General features: G+C 37.8%; 17 protein-coding genes and 1 riboswitch. Of the genes, 3 read left to right on the top strand and 14 right to left on the bottom strand.

Annotated elements, in window-relative coordinates; all coding sequences use genetic code 11:
• Positions 1-6 precede the first annotated feature (6 nt).
• Both pcrA and MKX31_RS00085 read right to left on the bottom strand, forming a co-directional pair.
• Positions 7-2,256, bottom strand: a complete 2,250-nt coding sequence (gene pcrA / locus MKX31_RS00090; protein WP_142289308.1) for a DNA helicase PcrA — start codon at positions 2,254-2,256, stop codon at positions 7-9.
• Between the two features lie 12 nt (positions 2,257-2,268).
• Positions 2,269-2,958: a heptaprenylglyceryl phosphate synthase gene (locus tag MKX31_RS00085; protein WP_000272087.1), complete on the bottom strand. Its 690-nt coding sequence runs from the start codon at positions 2,956-2,958 to the stop codon at positions 2,269-2,271.
• Between the two features lie 336 nt (positions 2,959-3,294).
• Between MKX31_RS00085 and MKX31_RS00080 the strand changes: the two genes are divergently transcribed.
• The 3 genes from MKX31_RS00080 (at position 3,295) to MKX31_RS00070 (ending at position 4,918) form a co-directional block, all read left to right on the top strand.
• Positions 3,295-3,672, top strand: a complete 378-nt coding sequence (locus MKX31_RS00080; protein ID WP_088046897.1) for a YgaP family membrane protein — start codon at positions 3,295-3,297, stop codon at positions 3,670-3,672.
• 219 nt (positions 3,673-3,891) lie between these two features.
• The gene (locus MKX31_RS00075) at positions 3,892-4,737 is read left to right on the top strand and encodes an SPFH domain-containing protein (protein ID WP_000660682.1); all 846 of its coding nucleotides are present in this window, start codon (positions 3,892-3,894) and stop codon (positions 4,735-4,737) included.
• A 16-nt stretch (positions 4,738-4,753) separates the two neighbouring features.
• The gene (locus MKX31_RS00070) at positions 4,754-4,918 is read left to right on the top strand and encodes a toxin-antitoxin system HicB family antitoxin (RefSeq protein ID WP_001085171.1); all 165 of its coding nucleotides are present in this window, start codon (positions 4,754-4,756) and stop codon (positions 4,916-4,918) included.
• A gap of 36 nt (positions 4,919-4,954) precedes the next feature.
• Here MKX31_RS00070 and purD read toward each other — a convergent pair whose 3' ends face one another.
• The 12 genes from purD to purE form a co-directional block, all read right to left on the bottom strand.
• Positions 4,955-6,226, bottom strand: coding sequence for a phosphoribosylamine--glycine ligase (gene purD / locus MKX31_RS00065; RefSeq protein ID WP_340979667.1), 1,272 nt, complete (start codon positions 6,224-6,226; stop codon positions 4,955-4,957).
• A 220-nt stretch (positions 6,227-6,446) separates the two neighbouring features.
• Positions 6,447-7,982, bottom strand: coding sequence for a bifunctional phosphoribosylaminoimidazolecarboxamide formyltransferase/IMP cyclohydrolase (gene purH, locus MKX31_RS00060; protein ID WP_064477172.1), 1,536 nt, complete (start codon positions 7,980-7,982; stop codon positions 6,447-6,449).
• A gap of 24 nt (positions 7,983-8,006) precedes the next feature.
• A complete protein-coding gene (gene purN, locus MKX31_RS00055) occupies positions 8,007-8,594 on the bottom strand; it encodes a phosphoribosylglycinamide formyltransferase (RefSeq protein ID WP_064477171.1) in 588 nt (195 codons plus the stop codon).
• Positions 8,591-9,631, bottom strand: coding sequence for a phosphoribosylformylglycinamidine cyclo-ligase (gene purM, locus MKX31_RS00050; protein ID WP_064477170.1), 1,041 nt, complete (start codon positions 9,629-9,631; stop codon positions 8,591-8,593). Before purM ends, purN begins: the two co-directional genes overlap by 4 nt.
• A 101-nt stretch (positions 9,632-9,732) precedes the next feature.
• Positions 9,733-11,148: an amidophosphoribosyltransferase gene (gene purF / locus MKX31_RS00045; protein WP_000879030.1), complete on the bottom strand. Its 1,416-nt coding sequence runs from the start codon at positions 11,146-11,148 to the stop codon at positions 9,733-9,735.
• Entirely contained in the window at positions 11,133-13,352 is a 2,220-nt protein-coding gene (gene purL, locus MKX31_RS00040) for a phosphoribosylformylglycinamidine synthase II (RefSeq protein ID WP_064477169.1), read from the bottom strand. The genes purF and purL overlap by 16 nt, the downstream gene beginning before the upstream one ends.
• A complete protein-coding gene (gene purQ / locus MKX31_RS00035; protein ID WP_000666772.1) occupies positions 13,336-14,019 on the bottom strand; it encodes a phosphoribosylformylglycinamidine synthase subunit PurQ in 684 nt (227 codons plus the stop codon). The genes purL and purQ overlap by 17 nt, the downstream gene beginning before the upstream one ends.
• A complete protein-coding gene (gene purS, locus MKX31_RS00030) occupies positions 14,016-14,270 on the bottom strand; it encodes a phosphoribosylformylglycinamidine synthase subunit PurS (protein WP_000278821.1) in 255 nt (84 codons plus the stop codon). The genes purQ and purS overlap by 4 nt, the downstream gene beginning before the upstream one ends.
• Positions 14,263-14,982 (bottom strand): phosphoribosylaminoimidazolesuccinocarboxamide synthase, encoded by a 720-nt coding sequence (purC, locus tag MKX31_RS00025; protein WP_064477168.1) that lies wholly within the window; start codon positions 14,980-14,982, stop codon positions 14,263-14,265. The genes purS and purC overlap by 8 nt, the downstream gene beginning before the upstream one ends.
• Before the next feature lie 88 nt (positions 14,983-15,070).
• Positions 15,071-16,378, bottom strand: a complete 1,308-nt coding sequence (purB, locus tag MKX31_RS00020) for an adenylosuccinate lyase (protein WP_064477167.1) — start codon at positions 16,376-16,378, stop codon at positions 15,071-15,073.
• Positions 16,375-17,526, bottom strand: coding sequence for a 5-(carboxyamino)imidazole ribonucleotide synthase (gene purK / locus MKX31_RS00015; RefSeq protein ID WP_064473487.1), 1,152 nt, complete (start codon positions 17,524-17,526; stop codon positions 16,375-16,377). The genes purB and purK overlap by 4 nt, the downstream gene beginning before the upstream one ends.
• Positions 17,523-18,008 carry a 5-(carboxyamino)imidazole ribonucleotide mutase gene (purE, locus tag MKX31_RS00010; RefSeq protein WP_000839368.1) on the bottom strand — a complete coding sequence of 162 codons (486 nt, stop codon included), beginning with the start codon at positions 18,006-18,008 and terminating at the stop codon, positions 17,523-17,525. Before purE ends, purK begins: the two co-directional genes overlap by 4 nt.
• A 110-nt stretch (positions 18,009-18,118) precedes the next feature.
• Positions 18,119-18,220, bottom strand: a riboswitch (purine riboswitch).
• Positions 18,221-18,752: the final 532 nt, after the last annotated feature.

Here is an 18,752-nt window from a genome sequence, read left to right as displayed (position 1 = left end):
CCTTTCCTATTGTTTCGTCACAGGTGCAAATTTAGCTAACAAACGTTTAACACCAATTGGGCTTGGGAACGCAATATCTAATTCTTTTGCATCACCTTCACCTTTTACACTGACAACTGTACCGACTCCCCATTTTTGGTGGGAAGCTTTATCACCTACTGCCCAGCCAATTTGCTCGCCGCCTGTCGTCTTAGCTGCAGGACGCGCGAAAGCTGAACGAGAGCGTGTTGTGGTTGTAGTTGTCATTTTACTTGTAGTTGTCGTTCTGCCTTTTGCACCAAACGAAGTTTCACGCTTTGGCGCTGTTTCATTTAACGATTCTACTAGCTCTGCCGGGATTTCTGTAATAAATCGAGAAGCAGCGTTCATACTTGTTCTACCAAATAAAGTACGCATTTGTGCATTAGATAAATATAACTCTTCTTCTGCACGAGTAATACCTACATAAGCAAGGCGACGCTCTTCTTGCATTTCATCTTCTTCCATTAGAGAACGAGTATGCGGGAATATTCCTTCCTCTAACCCAACAATAAAGACAACTGGGAACTCTAATCCTTTCGCTGAGTGCATCGTCATTAAAATAACTTCCTCACCAGCAGTTGGATCTTCATCGACACGATCAATATCAGCAACAAGCGCTAAGTCTGTTAAGAATGCAACAAGGCTCTTATCTTCGCTTTGAGATTCAAATGTTTGCGTAACAGATAAAAACTCATCTAAGTTCTCTAAACGACCTTCTGCTTCTAAGGTACGCTCGTTTTTCAACATATCGCGATAGCCTGTTTTTTCAATAACTTCTTCTACCAATTCTGTAACAGATAAATACTCTTGCATATTTACCCAGTTGTGTAATAAACCAGCGAATTCTTTTACTGCCTTTGTAATTTTTGCACTTACTCCAACATGCTCAATCTCATCGAATACAGCAGTTAATGAAATTCCATTTTGTACACCGTAATTAATAATTTTATCGATAGAAGTCGCACCAATTCCGCGCTTTGGCATGTTAATAATACGTGCGAAACTAATCTCATCATCTGGATTCCCAATTAAACGTAAATACGCCAAAATGTCTTTAATCTCTTTACGATCGTAGAACTTCGTACCGCCGACAATTTTGTAAGGAATATTAGATTTCAGGAAAATCTCCTCGACCATACGAGACTGCGCATTTGTACGATATAACACTGCAAAATCAGTATATTTTCGTTTTCCCATTTGAATATCGTCACGAATTTTTTTCGCAACAAAATATGCTTCGTCTTTTTCCGTCGCAGCACGGTAATATGAGATTTTGCTTCCAACTTGATTGTCTGTCCATAATTTTTTCGGTTTACGGTTTGAATTTTTTTCAATAACAGCATTCGCTGCATTTAAAATATTTTGTGACGAACGATAGTTTTGTTCTAACAGAATAACTTGCGCATTCTCATAGTCTTTTTCGAATGACAAAATGTTAGAAATGTCAGCCCCGCGCCAGCGGTAAATAGACTGATCTGAGTCACCTACAACACATAAATTTTTAAAACGTGCTGCTAAATGTTTTACAAGAAGGTACTGCGCTTTGTTCGTATCTTGATACTCATCCACGTGAATATATTGGAACTTACGCTGATAAAACTCTAGTACTTCTGGAACACGTTCAAATAGCTGAATCGTTGTCATAATTAAATCATCAAAATCTAATGAGTTATTTTTCAGAAGACGTTTTTGATATTCTGTATATACATCGCTCGTTAATTTTTCATATGGATCAGCGATTGTAATTTTTTTCGCATATTTATCTGCAGATAACAATTCATTTTTCGCATTACTAATACCAGCTAAAATAGAGCGCGGCTCAAATTTCTTCGGATCAATATTGCGCTCTTTCATAATTTTTTTGACTACAGTTAACTGATCGCCTGAATCTAAGATTGTAAAGTTACGATTAATACCAATACGATCGATATCACGTCGTAAAATACGTACACACATAGAGTGGAACGTAGAAATCCAAATATCTTCTGCTTCTGGTCCGACAAGTGTATCAATACGATCGCGCATTTCACGAGCCGCTTTATTTGTAAAGGTAATAGCTAGTACATTCCATGGCGCTACACCTTTTTCACCAAGTAAAAACGCAATACGATGTGTTAACACACGTGTTTTACCACTACCTGCACCTGCCATTAATAGAAGTGGTCCGTTCGTTGTTTGTACTGCTTTTTGTTGCTGCGGATTTAAACCATTTAATAACCTATCTGTCTTACTCATATACGCCTGCACCTACTCTCCTTTTACTGCTTTAACTGTTTTTAACGCTGCTTTTATATCATCATAAATAATATTTCCAACAACTACTGTATCAGCGTATTGTGCCATTTCCTTCGCTTGTTCAGCATTAGAAATACCGCCGCCATAATATAACTTCGCTTGTTTTAATTCTGCTTTTACATTTTTAACAAGTTCACTGTCTCCATACGTACCGCTATATTCTAAGTAAAATATTGGTAAGCGCAATAACTTGTCTGCTAAACGCGCGTATGCAATCACATCATCTTCTGTTACATCACATTTCGCATCTGTAAGTTGGGCTACTTTCGCTTCAGGATTTAAAACACAATACCCTTCCATGAAAATTTCGTCCCAATCCATAATATCCCCAAATTCTTTCAAAGCCTCATGATGAACGCCTGTTACCCATTCTACTTTTCGGCTATTTAAAACGCTTGGGATATAATAAAAATCAAATCCTGGTGTAATTGCTTCCACATCAGAAACCTCTAACACACAAGGAACCGCATATCTACGAATGCTAACTAGCATGTGTAGTACATTATCAATTGTCACTCCATCACTTCCGCCTACAATAACAGCATCTGTTCCAGACTCACAAATCATTTCTAAATGTTCGTCACTTAACTCCTTATTCGGATCAAGCTTAAATACATGTTTCCACCCGGAAATATCGTACATGAAAACACCCTTTCTTTTCTCTAGTTATATATTTCTGGTCAAAATAACAGTTTATTTTCATCAGGATTTTTTTAACTTCATCTTAAATATTTGTTTAAAACGGAGAATTAAGTTTGGAATTCCCTCTTCCATAGTTTTTCAAACGAGAGGATTTAATTTTGAATTTCCTTTTGTGCATTCTTTCATTATAACAAAAAAAGCTACTTACACACACGCACATTCCAACATCTTTTTCAACGTCAAATGTTGGATTACATATCCCAAAAATCACACGGGATACTAATAAGAGAAATAGTATTATCTATTTCAACTTTCATAAAAAGGAGTGTTTTTCTAATGAAGCAAAACATCGGTACAATAAATGCCCTAATTCGAATTACACTCGGACTTATCCTCTTCGGCTGTAGTAGTGCTAAACTTGTACGCAAGCCGTGGTGCACTTGGTCTAACGTCTTGCTATGGATTGGTGCAATGAAAATCGCAGAGGGAATTGTTCGTTTCTGCCCCGTTGTTGAAATGTGGAAATTCGGAAAATACATGAATATGGGGGCATTTAAAATGCCTAGCATGAATTTTACTGAAAAGGGACATGCTAAAGAAGAAGTGAATCAAACTTCCAAGCACGACAAACCACAGTCAAATGGAAGTTTTGACGCTTCTGACAAAGAGATTGAGTCAGCGATTGAAGATATAATCCTGGCAAAACCGCTTTGAATCATTTGTCACGATGCAAGATGCTCTCAAAGGGACTTAGCTGCTGCAGTGGGCGGTTAAGTCTTCTTTATTTTACCATAAAACAGAACGTACATTCTTGTTTCGAACCTCAAAATATACATAAGAGATACCTAATCAATAATTTCAGAAAATTAAGTGTAAAGCCCTTGCATAAAATGATATAAAAGTGATATCATTTTTATATCAGGAGGCGATCATATGAAAGAAAAACAAGTTTTTTATGTAAATGGTTTTCTCGGTATTATCGGGATTTTAATTTTAGCCGCTATCGGTGTATTTTTCCTTGTACAAGAAATTTTCATAGGAGCGGCATTAACTATTATTTTAGCCGCCGTTCTTGCTACAGGTATTGGTATTGTTCAACCAAACCAAGCAAAAGTTATTACGTTTTTCGGTAATTATTTAGGAACAATTCGTCAAAACGGTTTATTTTTAACAATTCCATTCGCATTCCGTCAAACTGTATCGTTACGTGTTGAAAACTTTAATAGTAAGAAGTTAAAAGTAAACGATATTGAGGGAAATCCAATTGAAATTGCAGCCGTTATCGTATATAAAGTAGTTGATTCTGCAAAAGCAATGTTCGGTGTTGAACATTACGATCGATTTGTAGAAATTCAAAGTGAAACAGCAATCCGCCACGTCGCAACAAAATATCCTTATGACAATTTCCAAGATGAAACTTGCATCACGTTACGCGGAAATACTGAAGAAATCTCTGAAGAATTAAAACGTGAGTTAGAAGCGCGCCTTGAAATCGCTGGCGTAGAAGTATTAGAAACTCGTTTAACACATTTAGCTTACGCAACAGAAATTGCCCATGCAATGCTACAACGTCAACAAGCAAAAGCAGTATTAGCTGCTAGAAAAGAGATTGTTGAAGGTGCTGTGAAGATGGCGAAAGATTCAATCCATATGTTAGATGAGGAAGGCGTACTTGAATTAGATGACGAGCGTAAAGCAAATATGGTGAACAACTTATTAGTTGCCATCGTTTCAGATAAAGGTGCGCAACCAGTTATTAATACAGGAAGCCTATACTAAAGGGTTGTAAATCATTATGGCTAAAAAGAAAAGCTTTCCATTACGTATTGATCCTGAATTACACGCAGTCATCGAAAAATGGGCGAATGATGAGTTTCGTAGCGTCAATGCACACATCGAGTATTTACTTCGAGAAATGGCAAAGCAAAAAGGAAAATTGAAAAAAGATAAAGATGCATAAAAAATCCCGCTGAGAAATCAGCGGGATTTTTACATATTAGCTTCTCGTCATCTCATGACCAATTGCACGATATCCTATATCACTTCGGTAAAATAGACCATCACTCTCAATTTTGCCGATTTCTTTATACACCTTATCTTTCGCTGCTTGTAAACTGTCCGCCTTACAAGCGACAAATAGTACACGGCCTCCATTTGTTACAAAGTCACCATGCTTCATCGCTGTACCTGAATGGAAAATAATTACATCTTTCAGTGCATCTAATTCTTTAATAATATCACCTTTTTTATATGCTTCCGGATATCCTTTTGAAGCAAGTACAACACCAATTACCGCTTCCTCTGACCACTGTAACGTTAATTCACTTTCATCTAATACAGCGTTACATACATCAACTAAATCATTTTCTAAGCGAGGTAATACTACTTCCGTTTCAGGATCACCAAAGCGTGCATTAAATTCAATTACCTTCGGGCCATCATTTGTTAAAATAAGTCCCGCATATAAAATTCCTGTAAACGAACGGTTTTCTGCAATCATCGCTTTAGCAGTTGGATGTAATACTGTTTTTATCGCCTCTTGAACTGCTGATTCCGGAATTTGTGGTACTGGAGAATACGCACCCATTCCGCCTGTATTTGGACCTTTATCACCATCAAAAGCTCGTTTATGATCTTGAGCAATTACCATCGGATGCACAGTTGTTCCATTTACAAATGCCATTAATGAAAATTCTTGTCCATCTAAAAACTCTTCAATAACGACCTTCTTGCTCGCTTCGCCAAACTTCACATCTTGTAGCATCTCTTTCACAGCTTGTAATGCCTCTTCAAGCGTCATTGCTACCGTTACACCTTTACCAGCAGCTAGGCCGTCAGCTTTAATAACGATTGGCGCACCAACTTTTTGAATATACTGTACTGCTTCTTCATAGTCTGTAAAAGTTTCATATGCTGCAGTTGGAATATCATATTTTTTCATCAATTCTTTCGTGAAAGCCTTACTACCTTCAATAACAGCAGCCGCTTTATTTGGGCCAAACACACGAAGTCCCTCTTCTTTAAAGCGATCAACAATTCCATTCATAAGCGGAATTTCTGGTCCAACGAAAGTTAATTCAACCTTATTCTCTTTAGCAAATAAAACTAATGCGTCAAAATCATTTTCATCAATATCAACTGGTGTTGCAACATCGCGCATACCTTCATTACCCGGTGCTACATATACCTTTTCCACCTTTTCAGATTGCGCAAACTTCCAAGCTAAAGCATGCTCACGCCCACCGCGGCCAATTACTAAAACATTCATATTTCATCCCCCAATACTTAAATAAGTACAAACTAGAAGCTCTGCTCCTAGTTTGTTTTCATATCAATAAAGGTTTAAAAAGGAGGATCAGAGAACCGAGCAGGTCGAGGCGCATTTGACAGGAGGACACGGAATGTAGCTTTCCTACATGAGTACCGCACTGGCAATGCAACGACGACATGCGACAGTTATCTTGACCGGACCTTTTAAACATCCTCTACTAGTGTTTGAAATGACGTACGCCAGTGAACACCATCGTAATCCCATACTTATCTGCCACTTTGATAGAATCTTCGTCACGGATTGATCCGCCTGGTTGAATGATTGCTGTAATCCCTGCTTTTGCTGCTTCTTCTACTGTATCTGGCATTGGGAAGAAAGCATCAGATGCAAGTGCGCTACCTTGTGCTTTTTCACTAGCTTGTATAATTGCGATTTTTGCAGAACCTACACGATTCATCTGTCCTGCACCTACACCAACTGTCATGTTATCATTCGCTAAAACAATTGCGTTTGATTTCACATGTTTTACAACTTTCCAAGCTAGTTTTAAATCTTTCCACTCTTGCTCTGATGGTTCACGTTTTGTCGGAATTGAAATTGTACTTTCATCTAATGATAACGTATCTTCCTCTTGAACGAGAAGACCACCTTGTACAGAAGTTAGTTTTTTGCTTGCACTTGTCGCTTTTTCAATATTTACAGTTAGTAGACGTAAGTTTTTCTTACTTTGCAATACTTCTAAAGCTTCTTTTGAGAAAGAAGGTGCAATAATGATTTCTAAGAAAATTTCGTGTAACTTTTCTGCTGTAGCTTTATCAATTTCACGATTTGCTGCAATAATACCACCAAAGATTGATACTGGATCTGCTTCATAAGCGCGTGTGTATGCTTCATGAATATCAGTACCCACTCCAACACCACATGGATTCATATGTTTTACCGCTACTACTGCTGGCTCTGTAAATTCTTTTACAATACTAAGTGCTGCATCTGCATCGTTAATATTGTTGTAAGATAATTCTTTACCGTGTAATTGTTCTGCGTATGCAACAGAAGAAGTTACAGCGAATGGCGCTTTATAGAATGTTGCTTTTTGATGTGGATTTTCTCCATAGCGTAAATCTTGTTTTTTCTCAAATGTCACTGTTAATGTTTCTGGACTTTCTTCACCCATTTGCTCTGTTAAGTAGTTAGAGATTAACGCATCATATGCCGCTGTATGACGGAATACTTTCGCTGCTAATTTACGTTTCGTTTCTTCTTTTACTTCACCGTTCTCTTTCAGTTCCGCTAATACAACATCGTAATCTACTGGATCTACAATTACTGATACAAATTTATGATTTTTCGCAGCAGAGCGAATCATTGTTGGACCACCGATATCAATATTTTCAATTGCATCAGCAAATGTTACATCAGGCTTAGCGATTGTTTCTTTGAATGGGTATAAGTTAACAACAACAAAATCAATTGGCTGCATACCTAACTCATTCATTTGCGCTACATGCGTTTCATTATCGCGAACTGCTAATAGACCACCATGAATGTTTGGATGTAATGTTTTTACGCGGCCATCCATAATTTCTGGGAACCCAGTTACTTCAGAAATACCAATTACTTGTAAGCCATTTTCTTCTAGTAATTTTTTCGTACCACCTGTTGAGATAACTTCGATCCCTTGTTCTAGTAAACCTTTAACAAATTCCACTACTCCTGTTTTATCTGAAACACTTACTAATGCACGCTTTTTCATTTATCCTTCACCCCTGGTTGTATGTTAGTTAACAGTTGGTTCTTTCACAGATTGAACAATTTGATTCACTGTATTTACGTATAATTTATGTTCAACTTGTTGAATTTTCTTTTGTAAGCTTTCTCTCGTATCCCCTTCAGAAACAACTACTGCTTCTTGCGCAATAATTGGTCCCGTATCCATACCTGCATCTACATAATGAATCGTTACTCCAGTTACTTTCACACCTGCTTCTAACGCTTGACCAACAGCATCTTTCCCTGGAAAGCTTGGTAATAGTGATGGATGAATATTAATAATCTTCCCGCTGTAAGCTTCTAGTAATGTCGGCCCAACTAAACGCATATATCCAGCTAAAATAACATAATCAATTTCATACTCTTCTAGCTTCTTTAATATTTCTTTTTCAAATGCTTCTTTTGACTCATATGCTTTCGCTGAAAAAGCGAAACATGGAATATGATGATAATGTGCCCGTCCAACAGCACGTGCTTCTGGTTTATCACATACTAATAAACTAATATCTGCGTCTAATCTATTTTCTTCCACCGCATTGATGAGAGATTGAAAGTTAGAGCCGCTTCCAGAAGCAAAAACTGCTAATCTACTCATAGTGCTGTGCCCCCATTGAAGGTAACGCCATTCCCTTGTACAGTACGTCCAATAATGCGAGCTGTTTCTCCTTGCTCTTCAAGAAGACGAACAATATCTTTTGCCTCTTCTTCCTTCACTGCTACTACCATACCAATACCCATGTTAAAAATATTGAACATTTCTTTCTCTTCTAGTTTTCCCACTTCTTGAAGTAAACTGAAGATCGGTTGAATTTTCCAAGATCCTAATTCAATTTCTGCACCGATTCCTTCTGGTAACATACGTGGAATATTTTCAATGAATCCGCCACCTGTAATATGCGCCATACCGTATACTTCATATTTCTTCAATAGTTCTAAAATAGGTTTGACATAAATTTTCGTTGGTTTTAATAATTCTTCACCAAGAGGTAGTTCTAAGCGTCCGTAAATGCGATCTAAAGATAGTTCTCCATCTTCTAGTAATACTTTTCGTACTAAAGAATAACCGTTACTATGAATACCGCTAGATGCTAAGCCAATTAATACTTGACCAGCTTCAATTTTTTCACCTGTTACAATTTTCTTTTTATCAACAATTCCAACTGTAAAACCAGCTAAATCGTATTCTTCCGTAGAATACATTCCTGGCATTTCAGCTGTTTCTCCACCAATTAATGCACAACCAGCTTGGCGACAGCCCTCTGATATACCTTTGACGATGTTTTCAATTTTACTAGGTTCAGCTTTACCACAAGCAATATAATCAAGGAAGAAAAGCGGTTCTGCTCCTTGGACAACAATATCATTTACACACATTGCTACTGCATCAATACCTATTGTGTCATGTTTATCTGCCATAAAAGCGAGCATCAATTTCGTTCCCACGCCATCTGTTCCAGATACTAATACAGGTTCTTCTAATGCAAATTTTGATAGATCAAACATACCTCCAAAACCGCCTAGACCGCCTAGTACTTCTTTTCTCATTGTTGTTTGTACGTGTTTTTTCATGCGAGATACCGCTTCATATCCAGCTTCAATATCTACTCCTGCTTGCTTATATGCATTCGCCATCGTTATCTACACCTCGTCTTTTAATTTCTCCCTATACAGGGCCGGCCGTTTTAAGAAAGAAGCTAGCTTCTACATCAAAAGAAGTAGAAGCTTTTTTCTTCTTATTTCATACTTTCTAAAAGCTCTTGCTCATAATCATAAAGAGCTGTTGGATAATCTCCATTGAAGTACGCCATACATAGACCGCCATATTTCCCTTCATATGGACGTCCAATTGCATCTACTAATCCATCTTCACTTAAAAACGTTAAAGAATCTGCTCCGATGATTTGACGGATTTCTTCTATTGAATTATTTGCTGCGATTAATTCTTTTCTCGTTTGAATATCAATGCCATAGAAACATGGATACTTAAGAGGTGGTGAAGCAATTCTTACATGGACTTCTGTCGCTCCAGCCTCGCGAAGCATACGAACAATTCGTTTACTCGTCGTTCCTCTTACGATAGAATCGTCAATCATCACAACTCGTTTTCCTTCAACTACGCCTCTTACTGCTGAAAGCTTCATCTTAACCCCTTGCTCACGCAGTTCTTGAGAAGGTTGAATAAACGTACGTCCAACATAACGATTTTTAATTAATCCTAACTCATACGGAATTCCTGTCGCCTCCGCATAACCAATTGCCGCTGAAATACTAGAGTCTGGTACACCAGTAACAACATCAGCTTCAATAGGGGCTTCTGCCGCCAAACGTTTTCCCATGTTTTTACGCGCTGCATGGACGTTAATACCTGCGATATTAGAATCCGGACGTGCAAAGTAAATGTACTCCATACTACAAATTGCATGATCTACTTCATTTGTAAAACGATCTACGTGAATTCCTTCATCATTGATGATAAGTAATTCACCTGGTTCTACATCACGAATGTATGTTGCACCTACTACATCGAAAGCGCATGTTTCTGATGCTACAACGTAAGCATCTCCCATCTTTCCAATTGAAAGAGGACGGAATCCATTCGGGTCTAGCGCAACGATCATTTCATTTCCAGTTAGTAAAAGATATGCAAACGCACCTTTCACTTTATTTAGGGCCTCTTTTACACTTTCAATTAAAGAATCTTTCGTACTACGTTTAATGAGATGTAAAAGTACCTCTGTATCTGAACTTGTTTGGAAAATACTTCCCTCTGCCTCTAATTCACGACGAAGCATCTTTGCATTAATTAAATTTCCGTTATGAGCTAATGCCATACTATGATCGGAAAAGCGGAATAATAATGGTTGAACGTTAGCAACTTCACTTCCGCCAGCTGTCGCATATCGTACGTGTCCAATTGCTGATTTTCCGTTTAAGCCTTCTAGCTCACCTCTTGAAAATACTTCCGATATTAAACCTAACCCCTTGTGACCGACGATTTTCTCACCATTATTTACAACGATGCCTGCGCCTTCTTGTCCACGGTGCTGTAAACTATGCAATCCGTAGTACGAAACTTGTGCTGCATTTTCATGCCCCCAAATTCCGAAAACGCCACATTCTTCATTTAACCCCTTTATTTCAGCAAGCATGGGATTGCCCCTTTCCAAGCCTTTCTCATTTCATCTACATTTGCTGTAAGTAATACTTCATTTTCTTCATTATGAATTGTTACTTCATTTGTATTTGTCACTTCTCCAACTTGAATTGCTTCTACCGCTTTCTCGAACGCTTCTTTATTTTCACGTTTTACAGTTATAACGAAGCGCGATTGTGATTCAGCGAATAATGCTGCTGTTGCTTCTCCATCTAATTTCACAGTAGCACCTAAACCTTTTGCACCAATTGCACTTTCAGTAATTGCAACTGCTAAGCCACCTTCTGCAACATCATGAGCAGATTGAACAAGGCCAGCTTGAATTGCTGCTAATACTTGTTTTTGGCGCTTTAATTCTACATCTAGATCGATGCTTGGTGACTGACCGAAAATTTTGCCGTGAATCATTTTCTGTAATTCACTTCCACCAAACTCAGCTTTCGTCTCTCCAATTACATAAACTAAATCGCCAGCTTGCTTAAACTCTTGTGTTGTTACATGTTTTAAATCGTTTACAAGTCCAACCATCCCAACTGTCGGTGTTGGATATACAGCTTCACCACTACGTTCGTTATACATTGATACGTTTCCGCCGATAACTGGCGTTTGTAATGTACGACAAGCTTCACTCATACCATCTACTGATTTCTCAATTTGCCAGAAGATTTCTGGTTTTTCTGGATTACCGAAGTTTAAGCAATCTGTAATTGCAAGTGGCTCTCCCCCAGAACATACGATATTACGTGCTGCCTCTGCTACTGCAATTTTACCGCCCACTTCTGGATCTAAATAAATATAGCGAGAGTTACAATCTGTCGTCATTGCTAATCCTTTTTCTGTACCGCGTACACGTACAACTGCTGCATCTGAACCTGGTGTAACAACTGTGCTTGTGCGAACTTGATAATCATATTGATCATAAACCCACTCTTTACTTGCAATGGTCGGTTGTTGTAATAGAGCGAATAACGTTTCTTTATAATTTTCTACTTTTGGTGTTTCCATTTTCATTGCCTGGAATTCAGCAAAGTATGCTGCTTCTTTTGATGGCTTATGATAAATTGGTGCTTCTTCTGCAAGAGCATCTGCTGGAACTTCAGCTACCTTTTCACCTTTATGGAATAAGCGAAGCATTTTGTCTTCCGTTACTTTCCCCATCGTAACGGCTGCAAGACCATACTTCTCAAATAAATCTACTATTTCTTGCTCTCTACCCTTTTTCACAACGATTAGCATACGTTCTTGTGATTCAGATAGCATCATTTCATATGGTGTCATTCCTGTTTCACGTTGTGGTACATCATCTAAGTACATTTCAATACCCATACCTGCTTTACTTGCCATTTCTGCAGAAGATGATGTTAAACCAGCTGCACCCATATCTTGAATTCCAACAAGTGCATCCGACTGAATAAGTTCTAAGCAAGCTTCAATAAGAAGTTTCTCCATAAATGGATCTCCTACTTGAACTGCTGGACGCTTCGCTTCTGAGCTTTCAGATAACTCTTCAGATGCGAATGTTGCACCGTGAATACCGTCACGACCAGTTGATGCTCCTACGTACATTACTGTATTTCCAGCACCGTGCGCTTGCCCCTTTTTAATATCTTCATGATTAATTAAGCCTACGCACATTGCATTTACAAGTGGATTTCCTTCATAACATGGATCAAACTGTACTTCGCCGCCAACAGTCGGAATGCCGATACAGTTACCGTATCCTGCAATCCCTGCTACTACTTCTTCGAATAAATATTTCACACGTGGTGACTGTAATTCACCGAAGCGAAGTGAGTTTAATAGAGCTACCGGGCGTGCTCCCATAGAGAATACGTCACGGATAATACCACCAACGCCTGTTGCTGCTCCTTGATATGGTTCAATAGCAGAAGGATGGTTATGACTTTCCATTTTAAATACAACCGCTTGATTATCACCGATATCTACAATTCCAGCACCTTCCCCAGGTCCTTGCAGAACGCGCTCACCTGTTGTTGGGAATTTTCGAAGTACTGGTTTTGAATTTTTATAACTGCAATGTTCAGACCACATAACAGAGAATAATCCTGTTTCTGTATAATTTGGCAGACGGCCTAAAATCTTTTCAACCATGGCAAACTCTTCGTCTGTTAGCCCCATTTCCGCATATATGCGCTCTTCTTTAATTTGTGTTGGATTTGGTTCAAGCATTAACGACATATGTTTCCCTCCACTGTTTTAAGATAGATTGAAAGACTTTTAACCCTTCAGCACCGCCAAGTAATTCATCTACAGCACGCTCTGGGTGTGGCATCATACCAAGTACATTTCCTTTTTCGTTTACAATACCAGCAATATCTGAAACGCTTCCATTCGGGTTTTCTACGTAACGGAATGCGATTTGATTATTCTCTTCTAATTGTTTAAGAGTCTCTTCATCACAGTAGTAATTCCCCTCACCATGCGCGATTGGAATATTGATTACTTCATCTTTTTCATATTGTGATGTAAACATCGTTTCATTATTTTCAACACGCAGCTGAACTGTTCGGCACATAAATTTTAAGTTTTCGTTTCTCATTAACGCTCCTGGTAGTAATCCTGATTCAACAAGAATCTGGAATCCATTACATACACCTAAAATCGGCTTTCCTTGCTCAGCAGCTTTTTGCACTGCTTTCATTGCATTCGCGAAGCGAGAAATAGCACCACAACGTAAATAGTCACCGTAAGAGAATCCACCAGGTAGTAAAATTGCATCATATTCATCTAAATTCTCTCTATCGTGCCAAACGTAATCTACTTCTTCACCAAGCTCATCTTTAATTGCATGGAACATATCGACATCACAGTTCGAACCTGGGAATACTATGACTGCAAATTTCACTGTGCGACAACCTCCTCAACTTCATAACGGAAGTCTTCCATTACAACGTTTGTTAATAGTTTTTCACACATTTCTTTTACCTTTGCGTCAAGGTCAGATACTGATTTATCAATTGTTAATTCCATATATTTTCCGATTCGAACGTCTTGTACTTCTGTGAACGAAAGACTATGAAGTGCCCCTTTTACTGCTGTTCCTTGTGGATCTAATACGCTTTCTCTTAACGTTACATATACCTTAACTTTATACATGTGAAATTCCCCCTAAACGTTTTAAAATCTCTTCATAAGCTTCTGTTAAATTTCCAAGGTCACGACGGAATACGTCTTTATCAAATTTTTCATTGCTCGTTTCATCCCATAAACGGCAAGTATCTGGTGAAATTTCATCTGCTAAAATGATTTCCCCTTCATCTGTTACACCAAACTCTAATTTAAAATCTACTAATCTTACACGACAGCTTGCGAAATGATCAATCAACACTTGATTGATTTGTAGAGCCATATCTCGTAATACGCTTACTTGCTCTGGTGATGCAACGTTTAATACACGAATATGATCTTCCGTTACAAGCGGATCTCCTAAATCATCATCTTTGAAGTAAAATTCTACGATTGGTTCTGCAAGTACAGTTCCCTCTTCCATTCCTAATCGTTTTGAAAGACTTCCTGCAATTACATTTCTTGTGACAACTTCTAGAGGAATAATACTCACTTTTTTAACAAGTTGCTCTGTTTCAGATAACTTCTCTACAAAATGTGTTTTTATTCCTACTTCTTGTAACTTTCTGAACAATAAAGTTGTAATCTCATTGTTCAAACGACCTTTTCCTGTAATCGTCTCTTTTTTCTCCCCATTGAAAGCAGTCGCACTATCTTTGTACTCTACCCAAACCATATCTGCTGATTCTGTACGATAAATTCTTTTTGCCTTACCTTCATACAGCATTTCTAGCTTTTGCATTTCGCAAGCCCCCTGTAGTTTGAAAAATGTGAATAATTTTTTAATAAAGAATGGCACAGAATGACTCTATTCTGTGCCATATGAAATTTTACGCTTCGTTTAACCCAAGGCGTTCAAAGATTGTATCAACGTGTTGCATATGATGCTCATAGTTGAAACATTCATTAATTTCTTCTTGTGATAACTTGCTCGTAATACGCTCATCAGCTTCTACAAGCTCTTTAAATTGTACTTGTGTTTCCCACGCTTCCATCGCTTTAGGCTGTACGATATCATAAGCTTCTTCACGTACCATACCTTTGTCGATTAATGTAAGCATTACACGCTGAGAATAAATTAAGCCGTATGTTCTTGTCATATTGCGTTTCATATTCTCTGGGTATACAGTTAAGTTTTTAACGATATTACCAAAGCGATTTAACATGTAATTTAATGCGATTGTAGCATCTGGTAAAATTACGCGTTCTGCCGAAGAGTGAGAAATATCACGCTCATGCCATAATGGAACATTCTCATACGCTGTCATCATATAACCGCGGATAACACGAGCTAAACCAGTCATATTTTCTGATCCGATTGGATTACGTTTATGTGGCATTGCAGAAGAACCTTTTTGGCCTTTTGCAAAAGCCTCTTCAACTTCACGTGTTTCACTCTTTTGTAAACCACGAATCTCAACTGCCATCTTTTCGATAGATGTTGCGATTAGTGCAAGTGTTGACATGTAATGAGCATGGCGATCACGTTGCAATGTTTGTGTTGAAATTGGTGCTGCTTCTAATCCTAAGTTTTCACAAACATACTTTTCTACAAATGGATCGATATTTGCGTATGTACCAACCGCACCAGATAATTTACCAACGCGAACTGTATCAGCAGCTTGTTTGAAACGCTCTACGTTACGTTTCATTTCTTCATACCAAAGACCCATTTTTAAACCAAATGTTGTTGGTTCTGCATGAACACCGTGTGTTCTTCCCATCATGATCGTGTATTTATGCTCTTTCGCTTTGTTAGCTAAAATGCTTACAAAGTTTTCTAAGTCTTTTAATATGATTTCATTCGCTTGTTTTAAGATGTAAGATAACGCTGTATCTACTACGTCTGTAGATGTTAAACCGTAATGAACCCATTTACGTTCCTCACCTAATGTTGGTGTTTCTGATACAGCACGAGTAAATGCAACTACGTCATGACGTGTCTCTTTTTCAATTTCATAAATACGATCAATATCAAATGATGCATGCTCACGAATTTTTTTAACATCTTCTTTTGGAATATCGCCAAGCTCAGCCCATGCTTCACAAGCTAAAATCTCAACTTCTAACCACGCTTTAAATTTGTTCTCTTCCGTCCAAATTGCACCCATTTCTGGGCGTGTATAACGACTAATCATTTTTTTCCCTCCAACAGTTGTTCTTGATGGTCCCAAATATGCAAACTCTTCGCTTTTTCTAGAGCGACTTCAATATTATCATTTAAAATATTAACATGCCCCATTTTTCGCTGCGCTTTTGCTTCTTCTTTTCCATACAAGTGTAAATAGCACCCGGTTAATCTATTCACTTGTCTTAGGACCCCTTCTATATGTTCGCCTAAAATGTTTACCATGACAACTGGTTTTAACAAATTTGTTTCTCCAAGAGGTAAATTACAGATTGCTCGAATATGTTGACCGAATTGACTCGTTTCACATGCATCCTGTGTATAGTGTCCTGAATTGTGAGGTCTTGGTGCTAATTCATTAATGTAAATCTCACCATCAGCTGTAGCAAACATCTCTACCGCTAGTGTTCCCACAAGTTCTAGTTCATCCGCGAGCACTTTTGCATAAGCAATTGCTTTTTGAGAAAGTTCTTCTGTAATGCGAGCTGGAACGATAGATTCATGCAAAATGTTATTTACATGAATATTTTCCGCTACCGGAAATACTTTCGTTTCACCACTTACACTACGAATCACAATAACTGATACTTCTTTTTCAAAAGGCACCCATTTCTCTAAAATACACTCTGCTGCATTCGCAAGCTCTCGTGCTTTATCAACGTCAGCCTCACTTCTTAAAACAACTTGACCTTTCCCATCATATCCGCCTGTCGTCGTTTTCAAGACGGAAGGATATGATAACTCAGTGATTGCTTCAGTAAGCTGATCTTGATTTTGAACTAATCTATACGTTGCTACTGGTAGCCCAGCTTTCTCAATCGCATTCTTTTCTGTAAAACGATTTTGTGTTTTACTTAACAACTGACTGCCTTGCGGTAAGTAAGCATGTTTTTCAAGCCATTGTAAACATCTATAATCAATATTCTCAAATTCATATGTCACAACATCACTGATCTCCGCTAAATGCTGAATTGCTTTTAAATCGTCATATGGTGCAACAATTTCAATATCAGCAACTTGTGCACATGGTGAATTTTTTGTAGGATCTAAAACAGCAATTTTATATCCCATCTCCTTAGCTGCCAATGCCATCATTCTTCCTAGCTGGCCGCCTCCAATAATGCCGATTGTTTTTCCAGGTAAAATGATTCTCGTCATACTAGCTCACTACCTTCGCGCACATCTTTTTTAATTGCTTCTCTTCTCAATTCTAATGCATCATGTATATCATCATGGAATGATCCAAGTATTTGTGCAGCAAGTAAACCAGCATTTGTTGAACCAGCCTTACCAATTGCAACAGTTGCAACTGGAACCCCTCCTGGCATTTGGACGATGGATAATAATGAATCTAAGCCGTTTAACGCTTTTGATTGAACTGGAACTCCGATTACAGGAAGATTCGTCTTCGCTGCAACCATTCCTGGTAAATGCGCTGCTCCACCAGCTCCAGCAATAATAACTTTCAACCCACGTTCACGAGCCGTCTCTGCATATTCAAACATATAATCCGGAGTCCGATGAGCAGATACAACTTTTTTCTCATACGGTATATTTAATTCATCTAAAATGTCACAAGCATATTTCATTGTTTCCCAGTCTGACGTGCTTCCCATTATGACTCCAACTAGTGATTTCATATTAGAATCCCCCCGATTCAAATAAAAAAAGCCTGAAATAGAACAGTTTCTCTTTTACTATGAGAGAAAGCGCTCTACTCAGGCATACGTATCCCTTGTGAATAGAAAAATACCGAGTGACTTTCCCTCATAGTCTAACGAATAACGGTCGTTAGGTAGAGACTTGCAGGCCATATCCCCGCGATTATATGAGGTCTTATATATTATTGTTTCTATGGCTATATTAACAATATTTCATAAACAATGTCAATAAATAATCGAATGTTTTTTTATTACTCACCAATAACGTTCGTGTTTTAGTTATATTCAAAAGAAGAATTGTAACTATATGCAAAAAGGATAAGAAATTAGAATATATATTTCTAGAGATCTATTGTACACATAACGGTTTGTATACTTATTCCGTATGCTTTAATATAAAGCATATCATTTATATTCATTTTATTTATAAGGAAGACAATAATGAAAAGACGAACTACACTTTTTTCATTATTGTCTTCCTTTTTATCGCAGTCATTGCTGTAATTATTTAAAATATATACTTGTGGTAGAAATAACGTTTCCTATCATAGAGATTATTTTAGGAGCACTTGGAAAACCTGAAAAACAAAAAATCATTACTATTACTTTAAATAGCTTCATTTTCATTCTTTTTTCTTCTTTAGGGTTATTCAATTTATGGATTATGATATTTGATAAATAAAAATAAACACAAAAAAACCTAAGTCGAATCGACTTAGGTTT

It is taken from the genome of Bacillus sp. FSL M8-0063 (assembly GCF_038005545.1).
GTDB lineage: Bacteria > Bacillota > Bacilli > Bacillales > Bacillaceae_G > Bacillus_A > Bacillus_A wiedmannii.
Note: the sequence above shows the minus strand (reverse complement) of the source record. Positions and strands in the feature narration are given on the sequence as shown.

Excerpts from the sequence above, each read along its gene's own strand:
- pcrA (WP_142289308.1), bottom strand. The coding sequence starts at position 2,256 with ATGAGTAAGACAGATAGGTTATTAAATGGTTTAAATCCGCAGCAACAA.
- MKX31_RS00085 (WP_000272087.1), bottom strand. The coding sequence starts at position 2,958 with ATGTACGATATTTCCGGGTGGAAACATGTATTTAAGCTTGATCCGAAT.
- MKX31_RS00080 (WP_088046897.1), top strand. The coding sequence starts at position 3,295 with ATGAAGCAAAACATCGGTACAATAAATGCCCTAATTCGAATTACACTC.
- MKX31_RS00075 (WP_000660682.1), top strand. The coding sequence starts at position 3,892 with ATGAAAGAAAAACAAGTTTTTTATGTAAATGGTTTTCTCGGTATTATC.
- MKX31_RS00070 (WP_001085171.1), top strand. The coding sequence starts at position 4,754 with ATGGCTAAAAAGAAAAGCTTTCCATTACGTATTGATCCTGAATTACAC.
- purD (WP_340979667.1), bottom strand. The coding sequence starts at position 6,226 with ATGAATGTTTTAGTAATTGGCCGCGGTGGGCGTGAGCATGCTTTAGCT.
- purH (WP_064477172.1), bottom strand. The coding sequence starts at position 7,982 with ATGAAAAAGCGTGCATTAGTAAGTGTTTCAGATAAAACAGGAGTAGTG.
- purN (WP_064477171.1), bottom strand. The coding sequence starts at position 8,594 with ATGAGTAGATTAGCAGTTTTTGCTTCTGGAAGCGGCTCTAACTTTCAA.
- purM (WP_064477170.1), bottom strand. The coding sequence starts at position 9,631 with ATGGCGAATGCATATAAGCAAGCAGGAGTAGATATTGAAGCTGGATAT.
- purF (WP_000879030.1), bottom strand. The coding sequence starts at position 11,148 with ATGCTTGCTGAAATAAAGGGGTTAAATGAAGAATGTGGCGTTTTCGGA.
- purL (WP_064477169.1), bottom strand. The coding sequence starts at position 13,352 with ATGTCGTTAATGCTTGAACCAAATCCAACACAAATTAAAGAAGAGCGC.
- purS (WP_000278821.1), bottom strand. The coding sequence starts at position 14,270 with ATGTATAAAGTTAAGGTATATGTAACGTTAAGAGAAAGCGTATTAGAT.
- purC (WP_064477168.1), bottom strand. The coding sequence starts at position 14,982 with ATGCAAAAGCTAGAAATGCTGTATGAAGGTAAGGCAAAAAGAATTTAT.
- purB (WP_064477167.1), bottom strand. The coding sequence starts at position 16,378 with ATGATTAGTCGTTATACACGCCCAGAAATGGGTGCAATTTGGACGGAA.
- purK (WP_064473487.1), bottom strand. The coding sequence starts at position 17,526 with ATGACGAGAATCATTTTACCTGGAAAAACAATCGGCATTATTGGAGGC.
- purE (WP_000839368.1), bottom strand. The coding sequence starts at position 18,008 with ATGAAATCACTAGTTGGAGTCATAATGGGAAGCACGTCAGACTGGGAA.